The organism is Rhizobium sp. BK098 (assembly GCF_014193155.1).
Taxonomy (GTDB): Bacteria; Pseudomonadota; Alphaproteobacteria; order Rhizobiales; family Rhizobiaceae; genus Rhizobium.
Window position 1 is genome coordinate 281,729 of the sequence record NZ_JACHYY010000004.1, and the last position, 19,617, is coordinate 301,345.

At 61.3% G+C, this 19,617-nt stretch carries 20 protein-coding genes and 1 riboswitch; of the genes, 10 read left to right on the forward strand and 10 right to left on the reverse strand.

What is annotated here, in order from left to right; genetic code table 11:
• Nucleotides 1–14 precede the first annotated feature (14 nt).
• On the reverse strand, nt 15–1,052 hold the full coding sequence (locus tag FHT73_RS13280; protein ID WP_112337141.1) for an Ldh family oxidoreductase: 1,038 nt from the start codon (nt 1,050–1,052) through the stop codon (nt 15–17).
• 252 nt (nt 1,053–1,304) lie between these two features.
• Between FHT73_RS13280 and FHT73_RS13285 the strand changes: the two genes are divergently transcribed.
• Complete coding sequence (locus FHT73_RS13285) at nt 1,305–2,546, forward strand: FAD-dependent oxidoreductase (protein WP_112337047.1); 1,242 nt, start codon at nt 1,305–1,307, stop codon at nt 2,544–2,546.
• 97 nt (nt 2,547–2,643) lie between these two features.
• Here the strand turns inward: FHT73_RS13285 and FHT73_RS13290 are convergent, their stop codons facing one another.
• Both FHT73_RS13290 and FHT73_RS13295 read right to left on the reverse strand, forming a co-directional pair.
• Nucleotides 2,644–2,934 carry a hypothetical protein gene (locus FHT73_RS13290; RefSeq protein ID WP_183712195.1) on the reverse strand — a complete coding sequence of 97 codons (291 nt, stop codon included), beginning with the start codon at nt 2,932–2,934 and terminating at the stop codon, nt 2,644–2,646.
• A complete protein-coding gene (locus FHT73_RS13295; RefSeq protein ID WP_112603165.1) occupies nt 2,934–3,731 on the reverse strand; it encodes a thioredoxin family protein in 798 nt (265 codons plus the stop codon). Before FHT73_RS13295 ends, FHT73_RS13290 begins: the two co-directional genes overlap by 1 nt.
• 120 nt (nt 3,732–3,851) lie before the next feature.
• Here FHT73_RS13295 and FHT73_RS13300 point away from each other — a divergent pair, with 120 nt between their 5' ends.
• Entirely contained in the window at nt 3,852–5,072 is a 1,221-nt protein-coding gene (locus tag FHT73_RS13300) for a helix-turn-helix domain-containing protein (RefSeq protein WP_183712196.1), read from the forward strand.
• A gap of 46 nt (nt 5,073–5,118) precedes the next feature.
• A complete protein-coding gene (locus tag FHT73_RS13305) occupies nt 5,119–5,751 on the forward strand; it encodes a PQQ-binding-like beta-propeller repeat protein (RefSeq protein WP_183712197.1) in 633 nt (210 codons plus the stop codon).
• Between the two features lie 128 nt (nt 5,752–5,879).
• Here FHT73_RS13305 and FHT73_RS13310 read toward each other — a convergent pair whose 3' ends face one another.
• The gene (locus tag FHT73_RS13310; protein ID WP_162707988.1) at nt 5,880–6,122 is read right to left on the reverse strand and encodes a hypothetical protein; all 243 of its coding nucleotides are present in this window, start codon (nt 6,120–6,122) and stop codon (nt 5,880–5,882) included.
• Here FHT73_RS13310 and FHT73_RS13315 point away from each other — a divergent pair.
• Nucleotides 6,121–6,402: a hypothetical protein gene (locus FHT73_RS13315; RefSeq protein ID WP_112603171.1), complete on the forward strand. Its 282-nt coding sequence runs from the start codon at nt 6,121–6,123 to the stop codon at nt 6,400–6,402. The two genes, FHT73_RS13310 and FHT73_RS13315, sit on opposite strands and share 2 nt — an antisense overlap.
• A gap of 122 nt (nt 6,403–6,524) precedes the next feature.
• Here the strand turns inward: FHT73_RS13315 and FHT73_RS13320 are convergent, their stop codons facing one another.
• Nucleotides 6,525–7,847: an MFS transporter gene (locus FHT73_RS13320; protein WP_162707989.1), complete on the reverse strand. Its 1,323-nt coding sequence runs from the start codon at nt 7,845–7,847 to the stop codon at nt 6,525–6,527.
• 349 nt (nt 7,848–8,196) lie between these two features.
• On the opposite strand from FHT73_RS13320, the gene FHT73_RS13325 reads away from it, so the two are divergent.
• Together FHT73_RS13325 and FHT73_RS13330 are read left to right on the forward strand one after the other, a co-directional pair.
• Entirely contained in the window at nt 8,197–9,951 is a 1,755-nt protein-coding gene (locus tag FHT73_RS13325) for an ATP-binding protein (RefSeq protein ID WP_246712111.1), read from the forward strand.
• On the forward strand, nt 9,948–11,252 hold the full coding sequence (locus tag FHT73_RS13330) for a sigma-54 dependent transcriptional regulator (RefSeq protein WP_112603175.1): 1,305 nt from the start codon (nt 9,948–9,950) through the stop codon (nt 11,250–11,252). The genes FHT73_RS13325 and FHT73_RS13330 overlap by 4 nt, the downstream gene beginning before the upstream one ends.
• Nucleotides 11,253–11,294: 42 nt before the next feature.
• Here the strand turns inward: FHT73_RS13330 and copC are convergent, their stop codons facing one another.
• The 5 genes from copC to FHT73_RS13355 all read right to left on the reverse strand — a co-directional run bounded on the left by copC (nt 11,295) and on the right by FHT73_RS13355 (nt 14,927).
• Entirely contained in the window at nt 11,295–11,663 is a 369-nt protein-coding gene (gene copC, locus FHT73_RS13335) for a copper homeostasis periplasmic binding protein CopC (RefSeq protein WP_112603177.1), read from the reverse strand.
• Nucleotides 11,664–11,796: 133 nt separating this feature from the next.
• Nucleotides 11,797–12,393 (reverse strand): SCO family protein, encoded by a 597-nt coding sequence (locus FHT73_RS13340; RefSeq protein WP_112603179.1) that lies wholly within the window; start codon nt 12,391–12,393, stop codon nt 11,797–11,799.
• On the reverse strand, nt 12,383–12,862 hold the full coding sequence (locus tag FHT73_RS13345; protein ID WP_112603181.1) for a copper chaperone PCu(A)C: 480 nt from the start codon (nt 12,860–12,862) through the stop codon (nt 12,383–12,385). The genes FHT73_RS13340 and FHT73_RS13345 overlap by 11 nt, the downstream gene beginning before the upstream one ends.
• A gap of 62 nt (nt 12,863–12,924) precedes the next feature.
• On the reverse strand, nt 12,925–14,295 hold the full coding sequence (locus FHT73_RS13350) for a PepSY domain-containing protein (RefSeq protein WP_112603183.1): 1,371 nt from the start codon (nt 14,293–14,295) through the stop codon (nt 12,925–12,927).
• 227 nt (nt 14,296–14,522) lie between these two features.
• On the reverse strand, nt 14,523–14,927 hold the full coding sequence (locus tag FHT73_RS13355; RefSeq protein ID WP_112399816.1) for a hypothetical protein: 405 nt from the start codon (nt 14,925–14,927) through the stop codon (nt 14,523–14,525).
• A gap of 164 nt (nt 14,928–15,091) precedes the next feature.
• Between FHT73_RS13355 and FHT73_RS13360 the strand changes: the two genes are divergently transcribed.
• The 4 genes from FHT73_RS13360 to FHT73_RS13375 all read left to right on the forward strand — a co-directional run bounded on the left by FHT73_RS13360 (nt 15,092) and on the right by FHT73_RS13375 (nt 19,558).
• Nucleotides 15,092–16,237: a diguanylate cyclase gene (locus FHT73_RS13360; protein ID WP_246712112.1), complete on the forward strand. Its 1,146-nt coding sequence runs from the start codon at nt 15,092–15,094 to the stop codon at nt 16,235–16,237.
• Nucleotides 16,238–16,318: 81 nt separating this feature from the next.
• A riboswitch (cobalamin riboswitch) is annotated at nt 16,319–16,575 on the forward strand.
• A gap of 164 nt (nt 16,576–16,739) precedes the next feature.
• The gene (locus FHT73_RS13365) at nt 16,740–17,756 is read left to right on the forward strand and encodes an ABC transporter substrate-binding protein (RefSeq protein WP_183712199.1); all 1,017 of its coding nucleotides are present in this window, start codon (nt 16,740–16,742) and stop codon (nt 17,754–17,756) included.
• A 3-nt stretch (nt 17,757–17,759) separates the two neighbouring features.
• Nucleotides 17,760–18,797, forward strand: coding sequence for an iron ABC transporter permease (locus FHT73_RS13370; protein WP_183712200.1), 1,038 nt, complete (start codon nt 17,760–17,762; stop codon nt 18,795–18,797).
• Entirely contained in the window at nt 18,794–19,558 is a 765-nt protein-coding gene (locus FHT73_RS13375) for an ABC transporter ATP-binding protein (protein ID WP_183712201.1), read from the forward strand. The genes FHT73_RS13370 and FHT73_RS13375 overlap by 4 nt, the downstream gene beginning before the upstream one ends.
• The last annotated feature ends 59 nt before the right edge of the window (nt 19,559–19,617 follow it).

The following is a 19,617-nucleotide window of genomic DNA, read 5'->3' on the forward strand; positions in this document are numbered from 1 at the left end:
CATTTCAACGTCGCTCAGATCACAGCATCGAGGCCAAGCTCCTCTAGCCGATCGAGCTGGCGCAATTCCTCTGATGTCAGCGGGATACCATCCTTTTCCGCACGAGCGCGAGCGGCGAAACGACGCTGCGAGGGTAGGCGCGCGCCTTGGCCGACGATCGCTTCGAACAGCATTTCGGCACGGGCGAGCGGATTTCCTGGTCGGCCCGCCGCGAAGGCTTCTGGCGAGAAGGCGACGATGAGTTCGCCGTGACGTGGCGCAAACGCGGTCGAGCCGAGATAATCGAGTGCCTCGCGGCTGGTGAAATCGCCGATCATGATGCCAGCCAGAAGTTCGATCATGGTGCCGATCGCCGAACCCTTGTGACCGCCAAACGGCAGCATGGCGCCGGCGAGCGCCGCTTCCGGATCGGTCGTCGGCTGACCATCGGTATCTATCGCCCAACCCTCAGGCAAAGGCTTGCCGGCGCGCCGATGCAATTCGATCTCGCCACGCGCCGCAACCGAAGTCGCGAAGTCGAAGACGTAAGGCGGATTGTCGAGGCGCGGCCAGCCGAAGGCGAACGGGTTGGTTCCAAGCAGCGGCGCAGTACCGCCGGCGGGCGCGACGGTGGAATAGCTCGGGCACATGGCAAAGGCGGCAAGGCCGCGCTCCGTCAGCGCTTCCACCTCCGGCCAGAGTGCTGCGAAATGCGTGCAGTCGTTGATGGCAAGCGCAGCAATACCGAAACGGCGAGCCTGTTCGGCGAGTACAGGTACGCCGAGCTCGAAGGCGGCATTGGAAAAGCCGCTCCTGGCATCGACGCGAACGATGGCCGAGTCGGCCCGGTGCTCCAATTCGGGCACTGCATCCGGGCGAACCTTGCCCGCCTTGACCGTGCGCAGCACGCCTTCGATGCGGTAGATGCCATGCGATTTACAGGCGTCCCGTTCGCCCGCGACGATCGTCCGTGCGATCGCAGCTCCCTGTGGTGCATTGAAGCCGGCTTTGGAAAGGATCAATTCGACGCGGCTTTGCAGTGCAGCGGATGTCAGGGTGGTCACATCGGTCAATTTCGGTTCTCCCTTATTATGCTTGCTTGCATCATAAACATGGAAATTATAAATACAAAAAGAATACAAGAAATCGACAGGTGGATTCGCTGTTTCGTCGCGCATTTCGGTTTGCCATAACGCTTGACGATAATTGCTTAACCTATCGATATCCGCGCTTGATCCCATACCGGGAGGAGGGATGCCCATGATCAGCCTGAGACCTGGAACAGCGTTTGCCCGCGGAGCGACGCAGATTGCGGAAATACAGAGATGAGCAGACCGGATGTTATCGTCATCGGGGCCGGCGTGATTGGTCTTTCCACTGCGATCGCGGCTCAGAAGCGCGGCTTGCAGGTTGTGGTCCTCGATCGCGAAGGACCGGCCGCAGGCGCATCGGCGGGGAATGCCGGCGCTTTCGCCTTCACCGATATCCTGCCGCTTGCCTCCCCGGGTATCCTGAAGAAGGCGCCAAAGTGGCTCCTCGATCCGCTTGGACCGCTCTCCGTTCCTCCCGCCTATGCGCTGCAGATCACGCCCTGGATGTTCCGGTTCTGGCGCGCCTGCCAGCCGTCACGCGTCGCCCATTCCATCGCGGCCCAGACAAGCCTCATGGATCTGTCCAAGGCGGAACTGGAGCCTTTTCTGGCTGCCACCGACACGCTCTCGATGCTGCGCAAGGAGGGCAATCTCCAGGTCTATGAAAGCGAGGCGGAATTCCGTGCTTCGCTGCCCGGTTGGGATGCGCGCCGCAATCACGGCATTGAATTCCAGCACCTGAAAGCCGACGAGATGGCAGCGATTCAGCCGGGGCTGGCGTCACGCTTCACACTCGGCACCTTCACGCCCGGCTGGTATTCCATTGCCGACCCGAAGCTTTATACGCTGGCGCTGGCTGAGCATTTTCGCAGCCACGGCGGTGTCATCGAGGCGGCTGATATCTCCGCGCTCCGTGCGATCCCCGCGGGTGTCGAGGTGGCGGCGGCAGATGGAAAACTGCGCCAGAGCGGCAAGGTCGTCCTGGCTGCTGGTGCCTTCTCGCATCGGATCGCCAAAACGCTGGGTGAGCGCATCCCGCTTGAGACAGAGCGCGGCTATAACACGACGCTTCCATCCGAAGCCTTCGACCTGCGCACCCAGATAACGTTTGGCGGCCATGGCTTCGTCGTCAGCAAGCTTTCCACCGGCATCCGCGTCGGCGGTACGGTGGAGCTGGGCGGATTGGAGTTGCCCGCGAATTTTCGCCGCTCTGAGGCCCTGCTTCAGAAGGCCCGCTCTTTCTTGACCGGTCTCAAACCGGAGGGCGGCGTGCAGTGGATGGGCTTCCGGCCATCGCTGCCGGACAGCCTCCCGGCTATCGGCCAGGCCAGGGTTACGCCGGATGTGATCTATGCCTTCGGCCATGGTCATCTCGGACTGACACAGTCGGTGGGCACGGCGCGTCTGGTCGCCGATCTCCTCACAGGACAGAGATCAGCCATCGATCTGGCACCCTTTTCGCCGCAACGCTTCTGATAGTACCGCAATATCATCGTATTGACCTATTATGGCGGACGGGGAAGCGATCCTTCATTTGCCGGCCGCCGAGGGCTTTGCAGCAAACCGGTCGATGCTACCGAGGCTTAGCCCCGGCATGTGCGCCCGCCTCCCTTGCAAGCAGCCTCAGCCAGGGGCCGCAATGAAACAGGCTCATAAGCAGATACATCGGGACCATCCCGCCGAGCATCGAACCGCCTTGCGCCGAGCAGATCATATCGCCGGCCGCACCGTAGGCAGACAGCCCGGTCATGAGGGCGAAGCTCGGCGCTGCCGCCAGTGCCAGCCATCGGCTGGCGGTAAGGGGCAGGTTGGGGGCGGCGAGATGCACGCCGGCCCCTTCATTGCTTTCGGATAGGCGCAACATCAGTTTGCTCCGTACCGATCGTGATGTTTCCACCACACGCCGGTCTCGTTGCGGCCGAGCGGAGCGCGGTCTAGCCACTGATACATGCCCCAGAGCCCGTCCAGCCCGCGGGCATAGGAGGAATAGGTATGATAGACATCTCCGTCCTGCATGGCGAAGGCGCTTACACCAGGCCGGTCACGCGTGTAAGTCGCGATATCCGTCCCCGTCATTGACGCCATCAGTTCAACCGGGCCTTCGCTGCCGCGCAGCTCCCATTGCTGTATCGTCTTGCCCGCCTGAGCATCGAGCATTGGCGGCTCGCGGCGATAATTATATTCGATTTTGCCGCCGCTCTGTTCTTCCGGTGTGAACCAGACATTGAAATCATGGTTGAAATCACTGTTTGCCGAAGAGGCCCAGTCGAAAGTCCAGCCCATGCGCCGCTTGAACTCCTGCAGCTTTTCGAGCGGTGCCCGGGAAATGGCCGAGAAGGCGACGTCGTGATTTTCAAGATGCACGGCGATGCCGTTGAAGCCGTCCGCGATCGACGAGCAGGACGGGCAACCGGCCGTATAATCCGGCCCGAACATGAAATGATAGACGAGAAGCTGCGAGCGCCCCTTGAAGAGGCCCGAGAGCGGGACGACACCCTGCTCGGTCTCGAGACGATAGTCCTTTTCCACCTTCACCCAGGGCAATTCCCGGCGGCGGGCGGCGATCTCGTCGCTGCGCCGCGTCAGCTCCTTTTCCTGCTCCAGCAGGGAAAGTCGTGCCGCAAGCCACTCTTTGCGTGTTCCAGTCGCATGCATCGTCATGGTTGATCTCCTCTTGTCAGCGACATATGTCCTCGTCGGCGCCGCGTCTTGCCTGCCGATGTGCGATACCTTACGGCTGGAGTGCGAAGGGGTGGGAGTTACAAGTGTGACGGGATTTCGATGGACTCACTGATCGTCGCGGCCGCCCAGGCGCTCGCTGCCGGAGATGTGCTGGGGGCGTTGAAGCGCGTTGCACTGCGCGACGATGCTCCGGCGCTGGCGCTTCGCGGCATCGCCATGGCCCAGCTCGGCGATCTCGCCCGCGCCAAGGCGCTCCTGAAGAGCGCGGCGCGCGCCTTCGGTCCGCGCGAGGCCATCGCCCGCGCCCGTTGCGTCGTTGCCGAGGCGGAGATCGCCCTTGTCTCACGCGACCTGGGCTGGCCGGAAAAGGCGCTGGAGACGGCGCGGGCCGCTCTCGAAAAACATGGCGACCGCATCAACGCCGCTCATGCCCGCAATCTGCAGATACGCCGCCTTCTGCTCATCGGTCATCTGGACGCGGCGGAGCGCTTGCTGGCGAAGCTCGACCCATCGCCGTTGCCTCCCGCCGCAAGGGCAAGCCACGAACTGGCGGTTGCCGGCATTGCCATCCGCCGCCTGCGTATCGAGCCGGCACGTGCCGCCCTGATACGCGCGGCGGAAGCGGCACAGAGGGCAGGAATCTCAGCACTCATCGCCGAGGTGCAGGATGCGGCGCGCATACTCGACGAGCCAGCCGCGCGCCTGGTGGCTAAAGAAGGCGAAAGACCCTTGTCGCTGGATGAGGTCGAGGCGCTTCTGGCGTCCGATGCCTTGGTCGTGGACGCCTGTCGCAACGTCGTGCGCCGCGCCGGAGACATCATATCGCTTGCGAGTCGGCCCGTGCTTTTTGCCCTTGCGCGCCTGCTCGCTGAAGCGGCTCCTGCCGACGCGCCGCGGGCGCTTTTGCTTTCCCGCGCATTCGGCGCCCGCCATGCCGACGAATCCCACAGGGCGCGGCTGCGTGTCGAGGTCGGCAGGCTACGCGCGGCCCTGGAGCCGCTCGCAGAGATCAGGGCGACGGCGGAAGGTTTCGTGCTGACGCCTCGGCTGCCAGGTGATGTCGTCGTGCTGGCACCACCGGTCGAGGTCGAGCATGCCTCCGTGCTTGCCCTGCTTTCGGATGGCGAGGCTTGGTCGAGTTCGGCACTGTCGATTGCCCTGTCGACAAGTCCGCGTACCGTGCAGCGTGCGCTCGACGCGCTTGCGGCGGCAGGGATGGTGCAAAGCGTTGGCAACGGACGGGCCTGTCGCTGGATGATGCCGCCCGTCGTCGGCTTCCCGACAACATTGTTACTCCCCGGACCGCTGCCGAGCGATTAGGCTTCTTATTATCGACACTCAACCGATCCCGACGGGAGGAGGAAGCATGAAAAAGTCCCAAGCGGAAATCATTCGCGAATACGGCCCCTTCGACAACGCGCCGCGCGTAAACGGCGTCACCTTCGACGGCCAGCACGTCTGGTTCGCCTCCGGCGAGAAGCTGCACGCGCTGAACCCCGAAAGCGGCGAGCAAGTGCGCACGATCGACGTTGCCTCGCACGCCGGCACCGCCTTCGATGGCCGCTACCTCTACCAGATCGCCGAAGACCAGATTCATAAGGTCGACCCGAAAACCGGCAAGATACTCTCCACGATACCGGCGCCCGGCCATGGCGGCGATTCAGGCCTTGCCTGGAGCGAGGGCAGCCTGTGGGTCGGGCAGCATCGCGGCCGCAAGATCTATGAAATCGATCCCGAAACGGGCGCCATCCGGCGCACCATCGAATCCAACCGCATCGTTACGGGCGTGACATGGGTGGATGGCGAGTTATGGCACGGCACCTGGGAGGGCGACGAAAGCGACGTCCGCCGTGTTGATCCGGTGACCGGCGAGGTTTTGGAGCTGCTGGAAATGCCCGAGGGTACCGGCGTTTCCGGCCTGGAATCCGATGGCAAGGGCCGCTTCTACGCCGGTGGTGGCGGCAGCGGCAAACTGCGGGCGATCCGCCGTCCGCGTTGAGCGGTTTGCAGTGGAGATATCTTGTGTCCGGGGCCGGACGATCGGCCCCGGACATGTCGTTTTAGGAAGAGCAGACTTACGCCTCTGGCTCAAACGATTGCATCCGGACCACGCTGGATAGCGCAGCTTTAAAACTCATTGAGCATAGGCAGGGCTTCAGGCTGGGTCCTGCGAGCGCCGATATCCCATCTCATGTATGGTGAACCAACAGCAATGCCATGCGTTTCCAACATGGAAGCCATGCCTTGCTGCTTCGCGCGCTCATCGCCATATTTCTCACTTACCAATCGCATTCCAATCATTTCCACGTTGTGAGCCGCGCCGATACCGACCGATGCCGTGGGCAATCGTGCGCGCCAAGGAGAAGCCATGAATGAGATCGCGAAAAGTCTTGGTGAAATGAACCTGCAGGAGCGGGCCGATCTTATGGCAGCCGTTGCGGATGTACTGCAAGCCACTGCCGAAGAGGCCGAGGAGGACGGCGATACGCTTGCCGTCACCAATTCCCTGTTTCTGGCTTGCAATCTTCGCGGCTGTTCGTCCGATCTCGGCCCGAATGATCTGAAAGCAGCCGAACTGCTGCTGGAGCAGGGGATTACTTTCATTCACCTGCTGAGCGGACGCAAGAAAAGCCGCGGGCTGGTGCACTGACGGTTGCGACCGTCGAAGGTCCGTGGACTGCTAAAAGCCTTAGGCGTAACATCACGGATGTCCCGCCCTTCCTGTCTGGTTGTGCTTGTGTCGGCAGAAATCTTTTCGCCGCGCCTGCTATCTCAATCTTCCTGGATGGCGCTGTCTCGGGCCGTATCCCGCATGAAGAGATAGACGATCAGCGAAATGCCGATCATCGCCGTCACGTACCAGTAGAAACCCTGTTCCCAGCCACTGCTCTTGAATTTCAGCGCCACAAATTCGGCTGTGCCGCCGAAGAGCGTATTGGCGAGGGCATAGGGCAACGCGACGCCGAGAGCTCGGATATGGGCAGGAAACAGCTCCGCCTTCACGACCGCATTGATCGATGTGTAACCGGTGACGATGACCAATGCGCCCATGACCAGCAGGCCGGCAATGAGAGGATCTTTCGTGGTTTCGAGCGCCGAGAAGATCGGATAGGTAAACAGCACGCCGCAAAGGCCGAAGCCGATCATCAGCGGCTTGCGGCCGATCTTGTCGGAGAGCCCGCCCGCAATCGGCTGCAGCAGCATGAAGATGAACAGCGTGATTGCGTTGATCTCGCTCGACGTTTCCCGGCTGAACCCGGAGGTGTTGACCAGGAATTTCTGCATGTAGATCGAATAGGCGTAGAAGGCGAGCGTGCCGCCGGCCGTCAGCAGCATGACCAGCGCGGTTTCCTTGGGGTGGCGGGTGATGAGCATCCAGAAGCCGGATTTCTGTGTATCGCTCGCGCGCACATTTTTGAAGCTTTCGGTTTCGGCTAGGCCGCGCCGCAGCCAGAAAACCACGACTGCAAGCGCTGCTCCCATGAAGAAGGGAATGCGCCATCCCCAGGCGTTCAACGCTTCGGTCGTCATCACGGCCTGCAACAGGATCAAGAGCGCGATTGCAAGAAGCTGGCCGGATATCAGCGTGACGTACTGAAAGGATGAGAAGAAGCCGCGGCGCTGGCGGCCGGCCATTTCGGAAAGATAGGTTGCCGAAGCGCCGTACTCGCCACCGACGGAGAGGCCCTGCATCAGGCGAGCGAGGACCAGAAGTGCCGGTGCCACAACGCCGATGGTTTCATATCCCGGCGTTAGCGCGATAATCAGCGACCCCGCGCACATCAGCGTCACCGAAAGGGCGAGGCCGGCTTTGCGGCCTTTGCGGTCGGCATACAGCCCCATGATCCAGGCGCCGATCGGCCGCATGACGAAACCCACTGCAAAAACCGCTGCCGAATTCAACAACTGCGCGGTCTGGTCGCCGGCGGGGAAGAAATGCGGTGCGAAATAGAGCGCGAAGGCCGCATAGACATACCAGTCGAACCATTCGACGAGATTGCCGGTGGAGCCGCCGATGATCGATTTCAGACGTTGACGCCGCGCGGCTGCTTCCGTCGCTGCCGTCGTCGTGATGGGATCCAGTGTATTCAGCATTGTTCCTCTCCTCCCGTTCTTGCTTCGGATCGTCGTTACGCAGCGATGGCTCTGCACACGACGGGTTCGCCAGGGAAGGCCTCGCGCATTCGGGTTGCTGGCGGCCGCTATCAAGGCGGTATCCGCAATGCCATTATCTGGCCAACAGCCGACTGTTGTGCGTATTGAAGGACCACTCTCCCAGTGGCGCTATTGATATGTGAGGAAAGCGCGGCGCACGAGGTTTGAAGCCCACTCAGGATATTCTATTGATATATTTCATTTTTCTCAGAATGAGATCGTCGCTCTTGGAAAAATTCGCGCAAGATTCTGCATGGCTATTTCGCGGTTTGTGCAATATTCTGCACAAATGAACGGAGCAGGTCTGAAGCGAATTGTGCTGCTGGTGGTGGCCGGTTTAGCCGCTGCCGCGGGCATTTGGTACGCGGCGCTTTCACTTTCCCGTCAGGACGCTCTCAGGCGGCTGGATGCGGAGGCGAGCGGCCTTACGGTCCAGCATATCCGCCTGCTCGACAGTGAGCTGGCGCGCTTCCGGCTTCTTCCAATCGTGCTCGGCGAATATCGCGATCTTGGTGAGGCGCTCGCGAGCCCCACAACGGATGCCGCCCGCCGACTTGACGACAAGCTTGGCTTTCTGGCGCGGGAAACTGGCGCCTATATCATCTATCTCGTCGATCAGAAGGGGCTTGTCATTTCCGCGTCGAATGCGGGGACCGAAGACAGTTTTGTCGGCAAGAACTTCAGCTTCCGTCCCTATTTTTCCGAGGCGCTGAAAGACGGCACGGCGGAATATTACGGCGCTGGAGCCATCAGCGGCCGGCCGGGCTTGTTTCTTGCCCGCAGGGTCGGCGATGCCGCCGCTCCGGCGGGAGTCGTCGTGGTCAAATTCGAGTTCGACGCGGTGTCGCGGATCTGGGCGAACGATCGCGGAAAAACGTTTGTCGTCGACGAACATCAGATCATCCTTGCCGCATCCGACCCGTCACAGGTGCTGACGACCCTTGCACCTCTGTCGCCTGAAGTCCGGGCCAGCATCGCCGCAAGCGGCCAATATCGCGACGCCGCCCTTGCGCAGGGGAATTATCACGCCGAGGAGGCCGGTCGCATACGCGATCCGCGAGGCCGGATCATGATCGCTGCGGAGCAGCCGGTGGCCGGGACGCATCTGCGTCTCCTGCATCTTCTCGACACCCGCGCGGCGCTACAGGAGGCGCAGGCGCAGGCCTGGCTGCTGGCTTTGCCCGTCATTGTCGGTTTGGCAGTCATCGTCGCCGCGATCTGGTGGCGGATGACCCGAGCGGCCAGGGCAGCGGACGATCGGCGAGCACTTGAGGAGGCCGTCGCCGCACGCACGGTCGAGCTGCACGACGAGATGGCTGAACGTGCGCGCGCCGAGGATCGATATCGCGATGCCCGTGAGGAACTTGCCCAAGCGAACCGGCTTGCTTCCGTCGGTTCGATCACGGCGGGGTTGATGCATGAGATCAACCAACCTGTCGCGACCATCCGCACTCTCGCCGAGAATGCGCGCCACCATCTCGCGGCCAATCGCCTCGATCGCGTCGGCGCCAATCTGGATGCCGCGGTCGAAGTGACGGCGCGCATCGGCACGATCACGCAGGAGATGCGGCGTTTTTCACGCAGGGGGCGGCGTGCAGCCGGAGCGGAACCGCTCGATGCCATCATCGCCGGTGCCTTACTGCTGGTGGGGAATCGGTTTCGCAAAGCCGGCGTGCGGCTGGAGCTGCCGGGGCAGGGCCAGCCCCATGTGCTTGCCGAGCGGGTGCGGCTGGAGCAAGTCATCGTCAATCTGCTGCAGAACGCTATCGATGCGGTTGCCGGTATCGAGGATCCGCATGTTGCTCTGCTCGTCGACGCTGCCGGAAAGGATATGGTGAAACTGACCGTCGCCGATAATGGTCCCGGTATCGATCCGGCACTGGCAAAGGAAATATTCCGTCCGTTCGTTACCGGCAAGCCCGATGGACTTGGTCTCGGGCTCGGGATTGCCCAGGATATTATGAATGATCTCGGCGGATCATTGACCATCGGCCCTTCGCCGCTCGGTGGCGCGGCTTTCGTAATGACGGTGAGGCGAGCATGACCCTGGAAGCGTCGCAGAAAGTTCTTCTGGTCGAGGATGACGGCCCGTTCAATGCCGCACTTACGGATTCCTTCGCCATAGCGGGCTTCGACGTGGAGACGCATGGTGACGGGCAATCGGCGCTGGCAAGCCTTGCAACCGCACTGCCCGGCGTGATCGTCAGCGATATCCGTCTGCCGCGCATCGATGGGCACGATCTGCTGGAAGCCGTGCTGGCGCGCGATCCGGACTTGCCCGTTATCCTGATGACTGGCCACGGTGATATCGCCATGGCTGTCGGGGCGCTGAAACAGGGCGCTTATGATTTCATTGCCAAGCCCTTTGCTACCGATCATCTGATCGCATCGGTGCGCCGGGCGCTGGAAACGCGCCGCCTGGTGCTGGAAAACCGGCGTTTGCGGCAGGCGGCTGCCGAGGCGGAGGATGCATCGCCGCTTCTCGGCCAGACGACGGTTATGGCACGGTTGCGCGAAACGATCCGCCAGGTCGCAAACGCCGATGTGGATGTTCTGATCGAAGGCGAAACCGGGACCGGCAAGGAGCTCGTGGCCCGGCTCATTCACCGCTGGAGCAGGCGGCGTGCCCGCAGTTTCGTCGCGGTGGATTGTGCCGCCTTGCCGGACGCGATCGCCGACGAGGCTCTGTTCGGAAACCGCGTTCGGCGCGGACGCATTGCCGAGGCAGATCGCGGCACGCTGTTTCTCGACGAGATCGACAGCATGTCGCCCATGCTGCAGGGACGGCTTCTGCGTGTCGCCGAGGAACGCGAGCTGCCTTCGGCAAGCGGCGAGCCGACCCCTGTCGATCTCCGCATTGTCGCTGCCACCAAAAGCGATCTGCACGCTGCAGTCGCCGATGGCCTTTTTCGCGCCGATCTGCTCTATCGGCTGGAAACCGTGAGAATCCGCATTCCGCCGCTGCGGGAGCGCCGCGCCGATATCGGCCTATTGTTCAGCGCCTTCCTCGACGAGGCCGCCCGCCTGCACGGCGTGCCGCGTCCGCCCATCGATGCCGCGATGGAGACACGGTTTCTGACACACGATTGGCCGGGCAATGTCCGGGAGCTGCGTAACTATGCGACCCAAGCGGCGCTAGGCCTCTCCTCCGTTCGCAGTCAGCCCGCGCCGGAGCTTGGCCTCTCCGAGCAGATGGATCACTTCGAGGCAAACATTCTACGGGCCACGCTGGAACGCTTCGAAGGGGATATTGCCGAAGTCGCGCAGGCGCTCAGACTGCCGCGCCGCAGTCTCTATGCACGCCTGCAGCGCCACGGCATCAATCCGTCCGCCTATCGCAAGTAAGTTAGCTTGCGCACCGATGGTTGCCGGCAGTTTCCAGGCCGTTCAAGGCGCTATGGTGAAACTATAGTTCCCGTTGGTCTTGTGGCCATCCGTAGAGAGCACATGCCATTCGACCGTGTACTTCCCTGGCGCAAGCTTGTCGGCTACCGGCACCATGAGCGTGGTGCCGCTATTCATCAGCATGGCCTCACCGGTCTTGATGGTTGCCTTGTCAGGCCCGGTTATCTTAATGCCGCTGAATTTCACATTGAGACCTTCCGAGAAGGTCAGGTCGAGCTCCGACGGGGCGCTCTTGACCAAGCCGTCGGCCGCCGGAACGGCGGATTTCAGATGGGCATGGGCCATAGCCTGGCCGGCAAGGGCGATACTGATTGCAGTTGCAGCGAGAAGCAGTTTCTTGATAGGGGGCATTTGATTTCCTTATCATGTTGGTGATCCGGGGAAAGCCCGCGGATCGTGTGATGGCGATCGGTCGATCACCGATATCCGTTGCCGCAAGGGCCGACGGAATTCCCATTCCCGGAGCCGATTACGCACCCCGGAATTAATTCTGTTGCAGCAGATTTCGGATCTTCTGCAGGGCGACATCGGTATTTTCCTGGTAGGCGATCGTACCCCTGAGATTGCCGTCGGCATCGACGAGCAGTACGGACGCCGTGTGGTCCATGGTGTATCCGCCGTCCGGGCTGGGCACCTTTTTGGCATAGATGCGCCAGCCTTTGATCGCCTTCTGCATTTCACCGGGATCGCCCGTGATGCCGATAATCCGGTCGGTGAAATTGCCGGTGTAGCTATGCATGATCTCCGGCGTATCGCGCTCTGGATCGAGGGTGAAGAAATAGGCCTTCAACCCGTCGGCTTGAGGTCCGAGCGTCTTGAACCAGCCCGCCATATCGTAGAGCGTCGTCGGGCAGACGTCGGGGCAATGCGTATAGCCGAAATAGACAAGCGAGGGATGACCCGACAGGGCTTTTTCGGTGATGGGTTCACCGCGATCGTCCGTCAGCGTGAAGGCTGCACCGAAGCTGCCGGCCGCCCGGACCTTGGGCGTCATGAGGAAGGTTGCGTAGCCGATGGCACCAGCGCCGACGATAAGCGCCAGGGCGACGGCCGTTGCCGCAAAGCGTCGTCTATTTGACATGGGATGCCTCCTTGTTTGCCGCGATCGATCCGACGCGAAAATCGATTTCGGCCGTACCGGCTTTTTCGAATTTGAGCGATGTCCTCACCGTCTGGCCCTGAAGGAAGGGCGTGGCGACCTTCATGAACATGAGGTGGTAGCCGCCGGGTTTGAGCTCGATGGTCTTGCCGGCCGGTATTGCTAGGCCGCCGGCAAGCTCGCGCATGATCATCACGTCATTGTCCATCTTCATCTCGTGAATCTGGACCGTTGCGGCGCGCGGTGAACTCGCTGCCATCAGCCGGTCGTCGGTGCCTCCCGTATTCGTGATGGTCATATAACCGCCGCCGACGGGAGCTCCCGGCACCATGGCGCGAACATAGGGTGCGGAAATGGTGAGGTTGCCGATTTTGACATCGTCGGCGGAAGCGAGAGAGGAAGACAGGAATGCCAGCCCGAAAGCAGCGAGGGCAGAGATGGGTTTCTGCATGATCGATATCCTTGATCCGGAGAAGAGCAGGCGGGCGAAGCCTCTGGCTCCGCCTCACCTCGTCAGGAGAAGAAGCGCCGGAGAGGCGGCACGAAGCGAACCAGGAGCTGGTCGAGGAGAAGCATCGCGACGATGGCGGCGCCCGTCAGCGGGAAAGCCATGCCGAAGACGATGGCAATGAACCAGAGGCCGACATAGACGGACTTCTGCGGCGGCATCGGCGGTACGCCAAGACGGCCCGATGGCCGGCGCTTCCACCACATGGTCGCAGCCGTCACGCAGCAAAGAATGATGGCCAGACAAGCGGCCAGCATCAGAAGCTGGTTGAAGAGCCCCCATTCCTGTCCCTGATGGACGTTGATGCCCCATTCGATCGCCTTGCCGAGTGCCGGATACTGATCGTAGGAAATATCGACGAGCGGCTTGCCGGAATATTGGTCGATATGGACGGTGCGTTCTTTGCCAAGGTCGCCGAAATAATGGCTGGCGGTATAGACGCCGGTCCCATCTGATGGGATCGCAAGATCCGAGCCGGCGACCATGCCCAGCCCATGCATGACGTCGACGGCCTTATCGAGACCGATCGGCTCGGCCGATTGCGCCGCGATATCGGAGAGCGGAACGGGCGCGTTTTCGACGACCCAGCCGGCGCGGCTGACGATATCCTGCGTGACCTTTGTCGATTTCGGAACGTCGTCCCAGACTGCCGCCGGTGTTCCGAAATTGTGAGCGGTCAGCCAGGCATTGACGTTGGCGCCCCAGTAGCCGGACCACGGCATGCCGCTGAAGGCGAGAAAGAAGATCAGGATGCCGGCAAGCGCTCCCGTCACGGCATGTAGGTCGCGCCAGAAGACGCGGCGTGATGGGGTGCCGCGAACGGTGAGCACGCCGCCCGTCTGCTGGCGCGGCCACCACAGATAGATGCCCGTCACCACGAGGACGAGAGCAAAGCCCGCGACGATCTCGATGAGGCGATTGGTCCATTTGCCGAAATATTCTAGGCTGTGGATGCGCTTGACGACCCAGCCGAACTCCTGTTTCGACCCTACTGATCCTAGAATGCTGCCATCGTAAGGATTGACGTAGACGATGGTCGATTGTCCATCCTTGGACAGCGTTATCCAGGCCGAGCGGTTCGGCGCCGACGCTTCGTGATAGGAGGTTGCGCGCGCGCCCGGAAAGGCCGAAAGCGCCGCGTCGGCGATCTGCTGCGGCCGCAGCATGGTGCCGGCTTCGGTGACGAGATAGCGATGCGAATAGAAGGTATCGGCAATCTGGTCCTTGAATAGATACAACGAACCGGTGATCGCCAGATTGAGCATAAAAGGGATGACGAGCAGGCCGGCGAAAAAATGCCAGCGCCAGATCGCGCGATAGAGCGAGATATTGTGGGTTGCTGCGGCTGCAGGCTCTGCAGCGGTAAAGGCAGACATGAAATCCTCCGAAGATCGGCAGGCTGCCGCAAGGGGCGATCTGAGGAGGGGGCGGCGAGATGGTTCGCCGTTTGGCGTGAGCCTGCTTTCCCTGAGCAGCCGACCAATCGGCCTGCTTCGTTCGGCAAGATGCAGCTGTGAACACCAATCCTCAGATGTCGCGACGTGATGGTCGCGCAAGCGGCAGCGTTGACGGCGGGCATCGCGACGAAAGCCGCAATGCCGGTTCAGCCAACGATGTCGGGGAGGGGTGGTGCTCTCGGGCCTGTATTCGGCGGATAAAGCTGGCGGTGGAACGCCTCCGATCGTGCGACGACCGTCTCTCCACGCGGGGAGGCAAGGCGCTCACAAATGTCGGTAGGAGGCGCAGGCAGCATCGCGGCGGACGCAATCCGGCATGCCTCGCATCCGGGTGCGTAGGCTTTCCCGTGCACCTTGCCGTCGGCATCCTTGTAGGTGATGCAAAGAACGGGCAGGGAGCCATCCGGAAGCCGGTACTGGGCAAGCTCGATCGGGGATATTTCGTCCGCGGTTGCGACGATCGGTTGATGGGCGAAGCCGACGAGCAACAGCGCAACGGCGCAAAGAATGCGCGCGCTCCACTGAAATGTTCGCGAAATCGTCTTCCGCATGCTTGTCCCCACCACCGCATTCGCGGATAAGGTTTCAGTCATAGGGCAGGCGCATCACAAGCGCAATGCGTCAATTCGTGCCGCGATGCCGCCGCACTGCCGATCGATGAGAGGCATATAAACTATTTTTAGAGATCGCATGGTATCTCATAAGGACTTCGACCATGCCGCCGCAGCTCATCTATCGCGGCGCGTTGCGAAGACTGGGAATCGCCATGGAAGTCGAAACACATCTGATCTCGCTAATACGTGTCCTCGGCCAGGTGGCGATTATTGTCTATGCCTATTCCTGGGTCATCCGTATCGTCGAGCGCGGCGCTTTGAAATCCGTGGCCGTCGGGCTGTTGTTCGGGCTGGTCGGCATCCTGTCCATGGGCGATCCCATCCAATGGATGCCAGGTGTGATCCAGGATGGCCGGTCGATCCTCCTTGTCCTTACGCCAATCTATGGCGGCCTTTTGGGAACCATTGTCGCTGCGGCGATGATGGCGCTGTTTCGGTACATGGTGGGCGGCATGGGCGCGGTGGTCGGCGTAGCCGGCATCGTAATCGTTGCAATCGCGGGCTATGTACTCACTCTGCTGCCGCGGCAATGGACCGGCACGGGATGGCGGCGATCGGCTCTGTTCGGTCTGGCGACCTGTTCATCCATTGTGGTTGTTTTCCTTTTTCCGTGGACGGTTGCGCGCGCCCTTCTTATCTCGGCGACACTTCCGGTGACGATCGTCAATATCCTCGGCGTCATGCTGTTGTCGGATCTCTTGCAGCGGGAGCAATATCGCATTGGCATCCAGCGCGCGCTGGAGAACGAAGCGAGCCTCGATCCGCTGACAAGGCTTCCCAACCGCCGGGTGCTGCAGCGCGAAGGCGATCGATGCAGCAAGGAAGCGGGTATGCGGCGTATCCCCTTCTCGATCATCATGCTCGATATCGATCACTTCAAGAAGATCAACGATAGCTGGGGCCATTCCTTCGGTGACACCGTTCTGGCGCGGTTGGCCGATGTCATCAGGCAAACCGTCCGCAAGACTGATATTGCCGCCCGTTATGGCGGCGAGGAGATCGTCGTGCTGCTGCCCAACACCGATACGCGAGCCGCCGCTGCCGTCGCGGAGAAAATTCGCAAGGACATCGAGGACACGACCTTGATGTTCGAGCAGGAGGCCGTCCATGTCACGGTCAGCATCGGCATCGCCTGCTCCCTCGAACCGACGACAGATTTCAAACATGTGCTCGAGGCCGCCGACAAGGCGCTCTATCGGGCGAAGGCGGGCGGGAGAAATCGTGTGGAACTGGCAGAGGCCGCATAGGCCCGCCGCCTTTCCTTCCCATGGGCATGGCGTGCTCTGTCTCATTTCTATCCAAGCGTCCTTGACGGAACGAGGCAGTCCGTAATAACTGGACGTGACGGTTCCCCAAGGAAGACTCCGCGGGGATTAATAGGGAACACGGTGAGGATGACCCAAGCGGGACCTAGACCGTGGCTGCCCCCGCAACTGTAAGCGGATTGCCGATCATCCGGGAATGACCAGCCTGCTGGTTCCTTCCTGAGGCTTTGAGCCGCGCCACTGCAAGCATGCTTGCGGGAAGGCCGATGATAGTCAGATATCCGCAAGCCAGGAGACCTGCCGTCGATCACGATCCAATCAGCCGGGCGGGGATGCTCGGAAAGGACAGAGAATGATTGACCTGCGCCTTCGACATTATCCGACACCTATCGGCCTTGATTGGGATCTCCGCAGCCGGCGGCCGTCTTTCTCAGCGCGATCGCGCTGACGCCGCCCCGTTTCCTTAATCCTATCGAGACCTTTCATGCGCCATTTTTTGACGACCATTGCATTTGCACTTGGGCTGACCGGTTTTGCCGGCGCCGGTTTTGCCGCCACCCAATATCCTCTCACCATCGATAATTGCGGTCAGAAGGTCACTTTTGAAAAGGCTCCGGCCAAGATCGTTTCGATCGGCCAGGGCATGAGTGAAATCCTCTTTTCGCTCGGCCTTGCCGACAAGATTGCCGGAACGGCGGTCTGGGTCGGCCCGGTTCTGCCGCAATATGGCGAAGTCAACGGCAAGATCCCGCGGCTCGCCGATAACGATCCGAGCTTCGAATCCGTCGTTGGCAAGGCTCCGGATCTCGTCGCTGCCGAATTCGAATGGCATGTCGGCGCGCAGGGTTCCGTCGGCACACGCCAGCAATTTTCGGAACTCGGGATCAATACCTATGTTGCTCCGACCGATTGTGTCGCCAAGGTCAATACCGATGGCGGCGATGGTGTGCGCAAGGAGCTTTTCACGATGGATCTGGTCTATCAGGAAATCGCCGAGCTCTCGCAGATCTTCGACGTTAGGGATCGCGGCGATGCCCTGATCGCGGATCTGAAAAAGCGCGAGGCGGATGCAGTCGCTTCGATTGCCGCTGCCAAGGCCAAGGATCTTCCGATCGTGTTCTGGTTCTCCAGCAAGGAGGTCAATGGCGATGCCTATATCGCCGGCAAGAACAGCGCGCCGGCCTATATCCTGAAGACGCTCGGCGCCAGAAACGTGGTGACGACGGAAGAAGAATGGCCGATGGTCGGTTGGGAAACCATTTCGCAGGCCAACCCGGCCGTGATCGTCATAGCCACCATGGACCGCCGCCGCTATGCGGCCGACGATCCGAAGGTCAAAGTCGATTTCCTCGAAAAAGATCCAGTCACCAGCCAGCTCGACGCCGTTAAGAACAAGCGTTTCGTCATGATGGATGCGCAGTCGATGAACCCGACCATCCGCACCATCGACGGCATTGAAGTATTGGCCAAGGGCATCAAGTCCTTCGGCCTGGCGCAGTAAGATATGGGTCTCGCCGCAAAACGCAGGACATGGTGGGCGCTCTTGGCGCTCGCCATGGCTGCCGTCATTCTTCTGACCTTCATGATCAGCCTCGCCGTATCGATCGGCGAGATTTCGATCCCGCTGTCGACCACAGTAAAGGCCGTTTCGAACCGGTTGTTCGGAACGAGCTTCGAACTCAGCCGGATCCATCAGGGGATCGTCTGGGACTATCGCCTGAGCCGCGCGCTCGTTGCTGCAAGCACCGGTGCGTCGCTTGCCTTGAGCGGGGTGGTCTTGCAGGCGTTGCTGCGCAATCCGCTCGCCGAACCCTTTGTGCTCGGGATTTCCGCCGGCGCCTCCACCGGAGCGGTCTGCATCATGATCCTCGGTCTTGGCTACGGCATTTTAGGCCTTTCCGGCGGCGCTTTCCTCGGCGCGGTTGCAGCCTTTCTTTTCGTCGGCCTGCTTGCCGCCGGAGTCGGCGGCACGAGCGAGCGCATCATTCTATGCGGCGTCGCCGGTTCGCAGCTTTTCAACGCGCTCACCTCCTATATCGTCACCACCTCGGCCAATGCGGAGCAGGCGAGGGGCGTCATGTTCTGGCTGCTCGGCTCCATGAGCGGCGTGCGCTGGCCGGACGTTTATCTTTCCGGGCCGGTCGCCATCATCGGCTTCGCCGTCTGCATGGCACATGTCCGCGTGCTTGATGCCTTCATCTTCGGCACGGATGCTGCCGCATCGCTTGGCATTGCGGTCAAGCGCGCCCAAGTCGTTCTGCTTGGCGTGACGGCTTTCATGACGGCAGCGGTCGTCAGCATCGTCGGGTCGATTGGTTTCGTCGGGCTCGTCATTCCGCATGCGGCCCGCTTCGTTGTCGGGCCAAGCCATGACCGGCTGCTGCCGGCAGCAGCTTTGGCCGGCGCCATCTTTATGGTCGCCGCCGATATCATCTCGCGGGTCATCATTCCCCAGCAGATTCTGCCGATCGGCGTCGTCACGGCCTTGTTCGGGGCTCCGGCCTTCGCCCTCATTCTCTATCGCACCCGGAGGACGGCATGAGCATTGCTGTGGACACGGTAACCTTTGCAGCCGGCAATAGCCTCATCGTCAACGGCGTCAGCCTGACGGTGGAAAAAGGCAAGGTGCTCGGGCTCCTTGGGCCGAACGGCTCGGGAAAATCCAGCCTGCTCAGGCTGATCTGCCGGCTGCGGAAGGTCAAAAGCGGGGTCATCCGGCTCGGCGGTAGCGATATTGCCTCGATCTCGCGGAGCGATATTGCCCGCCGCATCGCGCTGGTCGAGCAGCAGGCGACGACCGATACGCAGGTCACAGTGATGGACGTCGTCCGTCTCGGCCGTACGCCGCATCGCGGTCCCCTATCGGCCTGGAGCGCTCACGACGATGCGGCGGTTTCCGATGCGCTTGCCCGTGTCGGTATGCAAGGCCGCGCCGGTCAGCCGTGGCAAACTTTATCGGGCGGTGAACGACAGCGCGTCCATATTGCGAGGGCGCTTGCCCAGACTCCAAGCGAACTTCTGCTTGACGAGCCGACGAACCATCTCGATATCCAACATCAGCTCGATATTCTCGGCCTGGTCTCCAAGCTCGATGTCACCTCCATCGTGGCGCTGCACGATCTCAATCTCGCGGCCATGTTTTGCGACAGCCTTGCTGTTTTGCAAAATGGCGAGGTCGTTGCGGCAGGCTCGCCTGAAGAGGTGCTGACGCAGGAGTTAATCGAGCGCGTTTTCAGCGTGCGCGCGCATGTGCAGAAATCTTCAGTGCACGGCCGCTGCAACATTCAATACATGGCGGGTTGAGTGGCATCTGTCGCGATCGCGAAATAAAATGGATCGCCCCGGTCTGAGCAATTCCGACC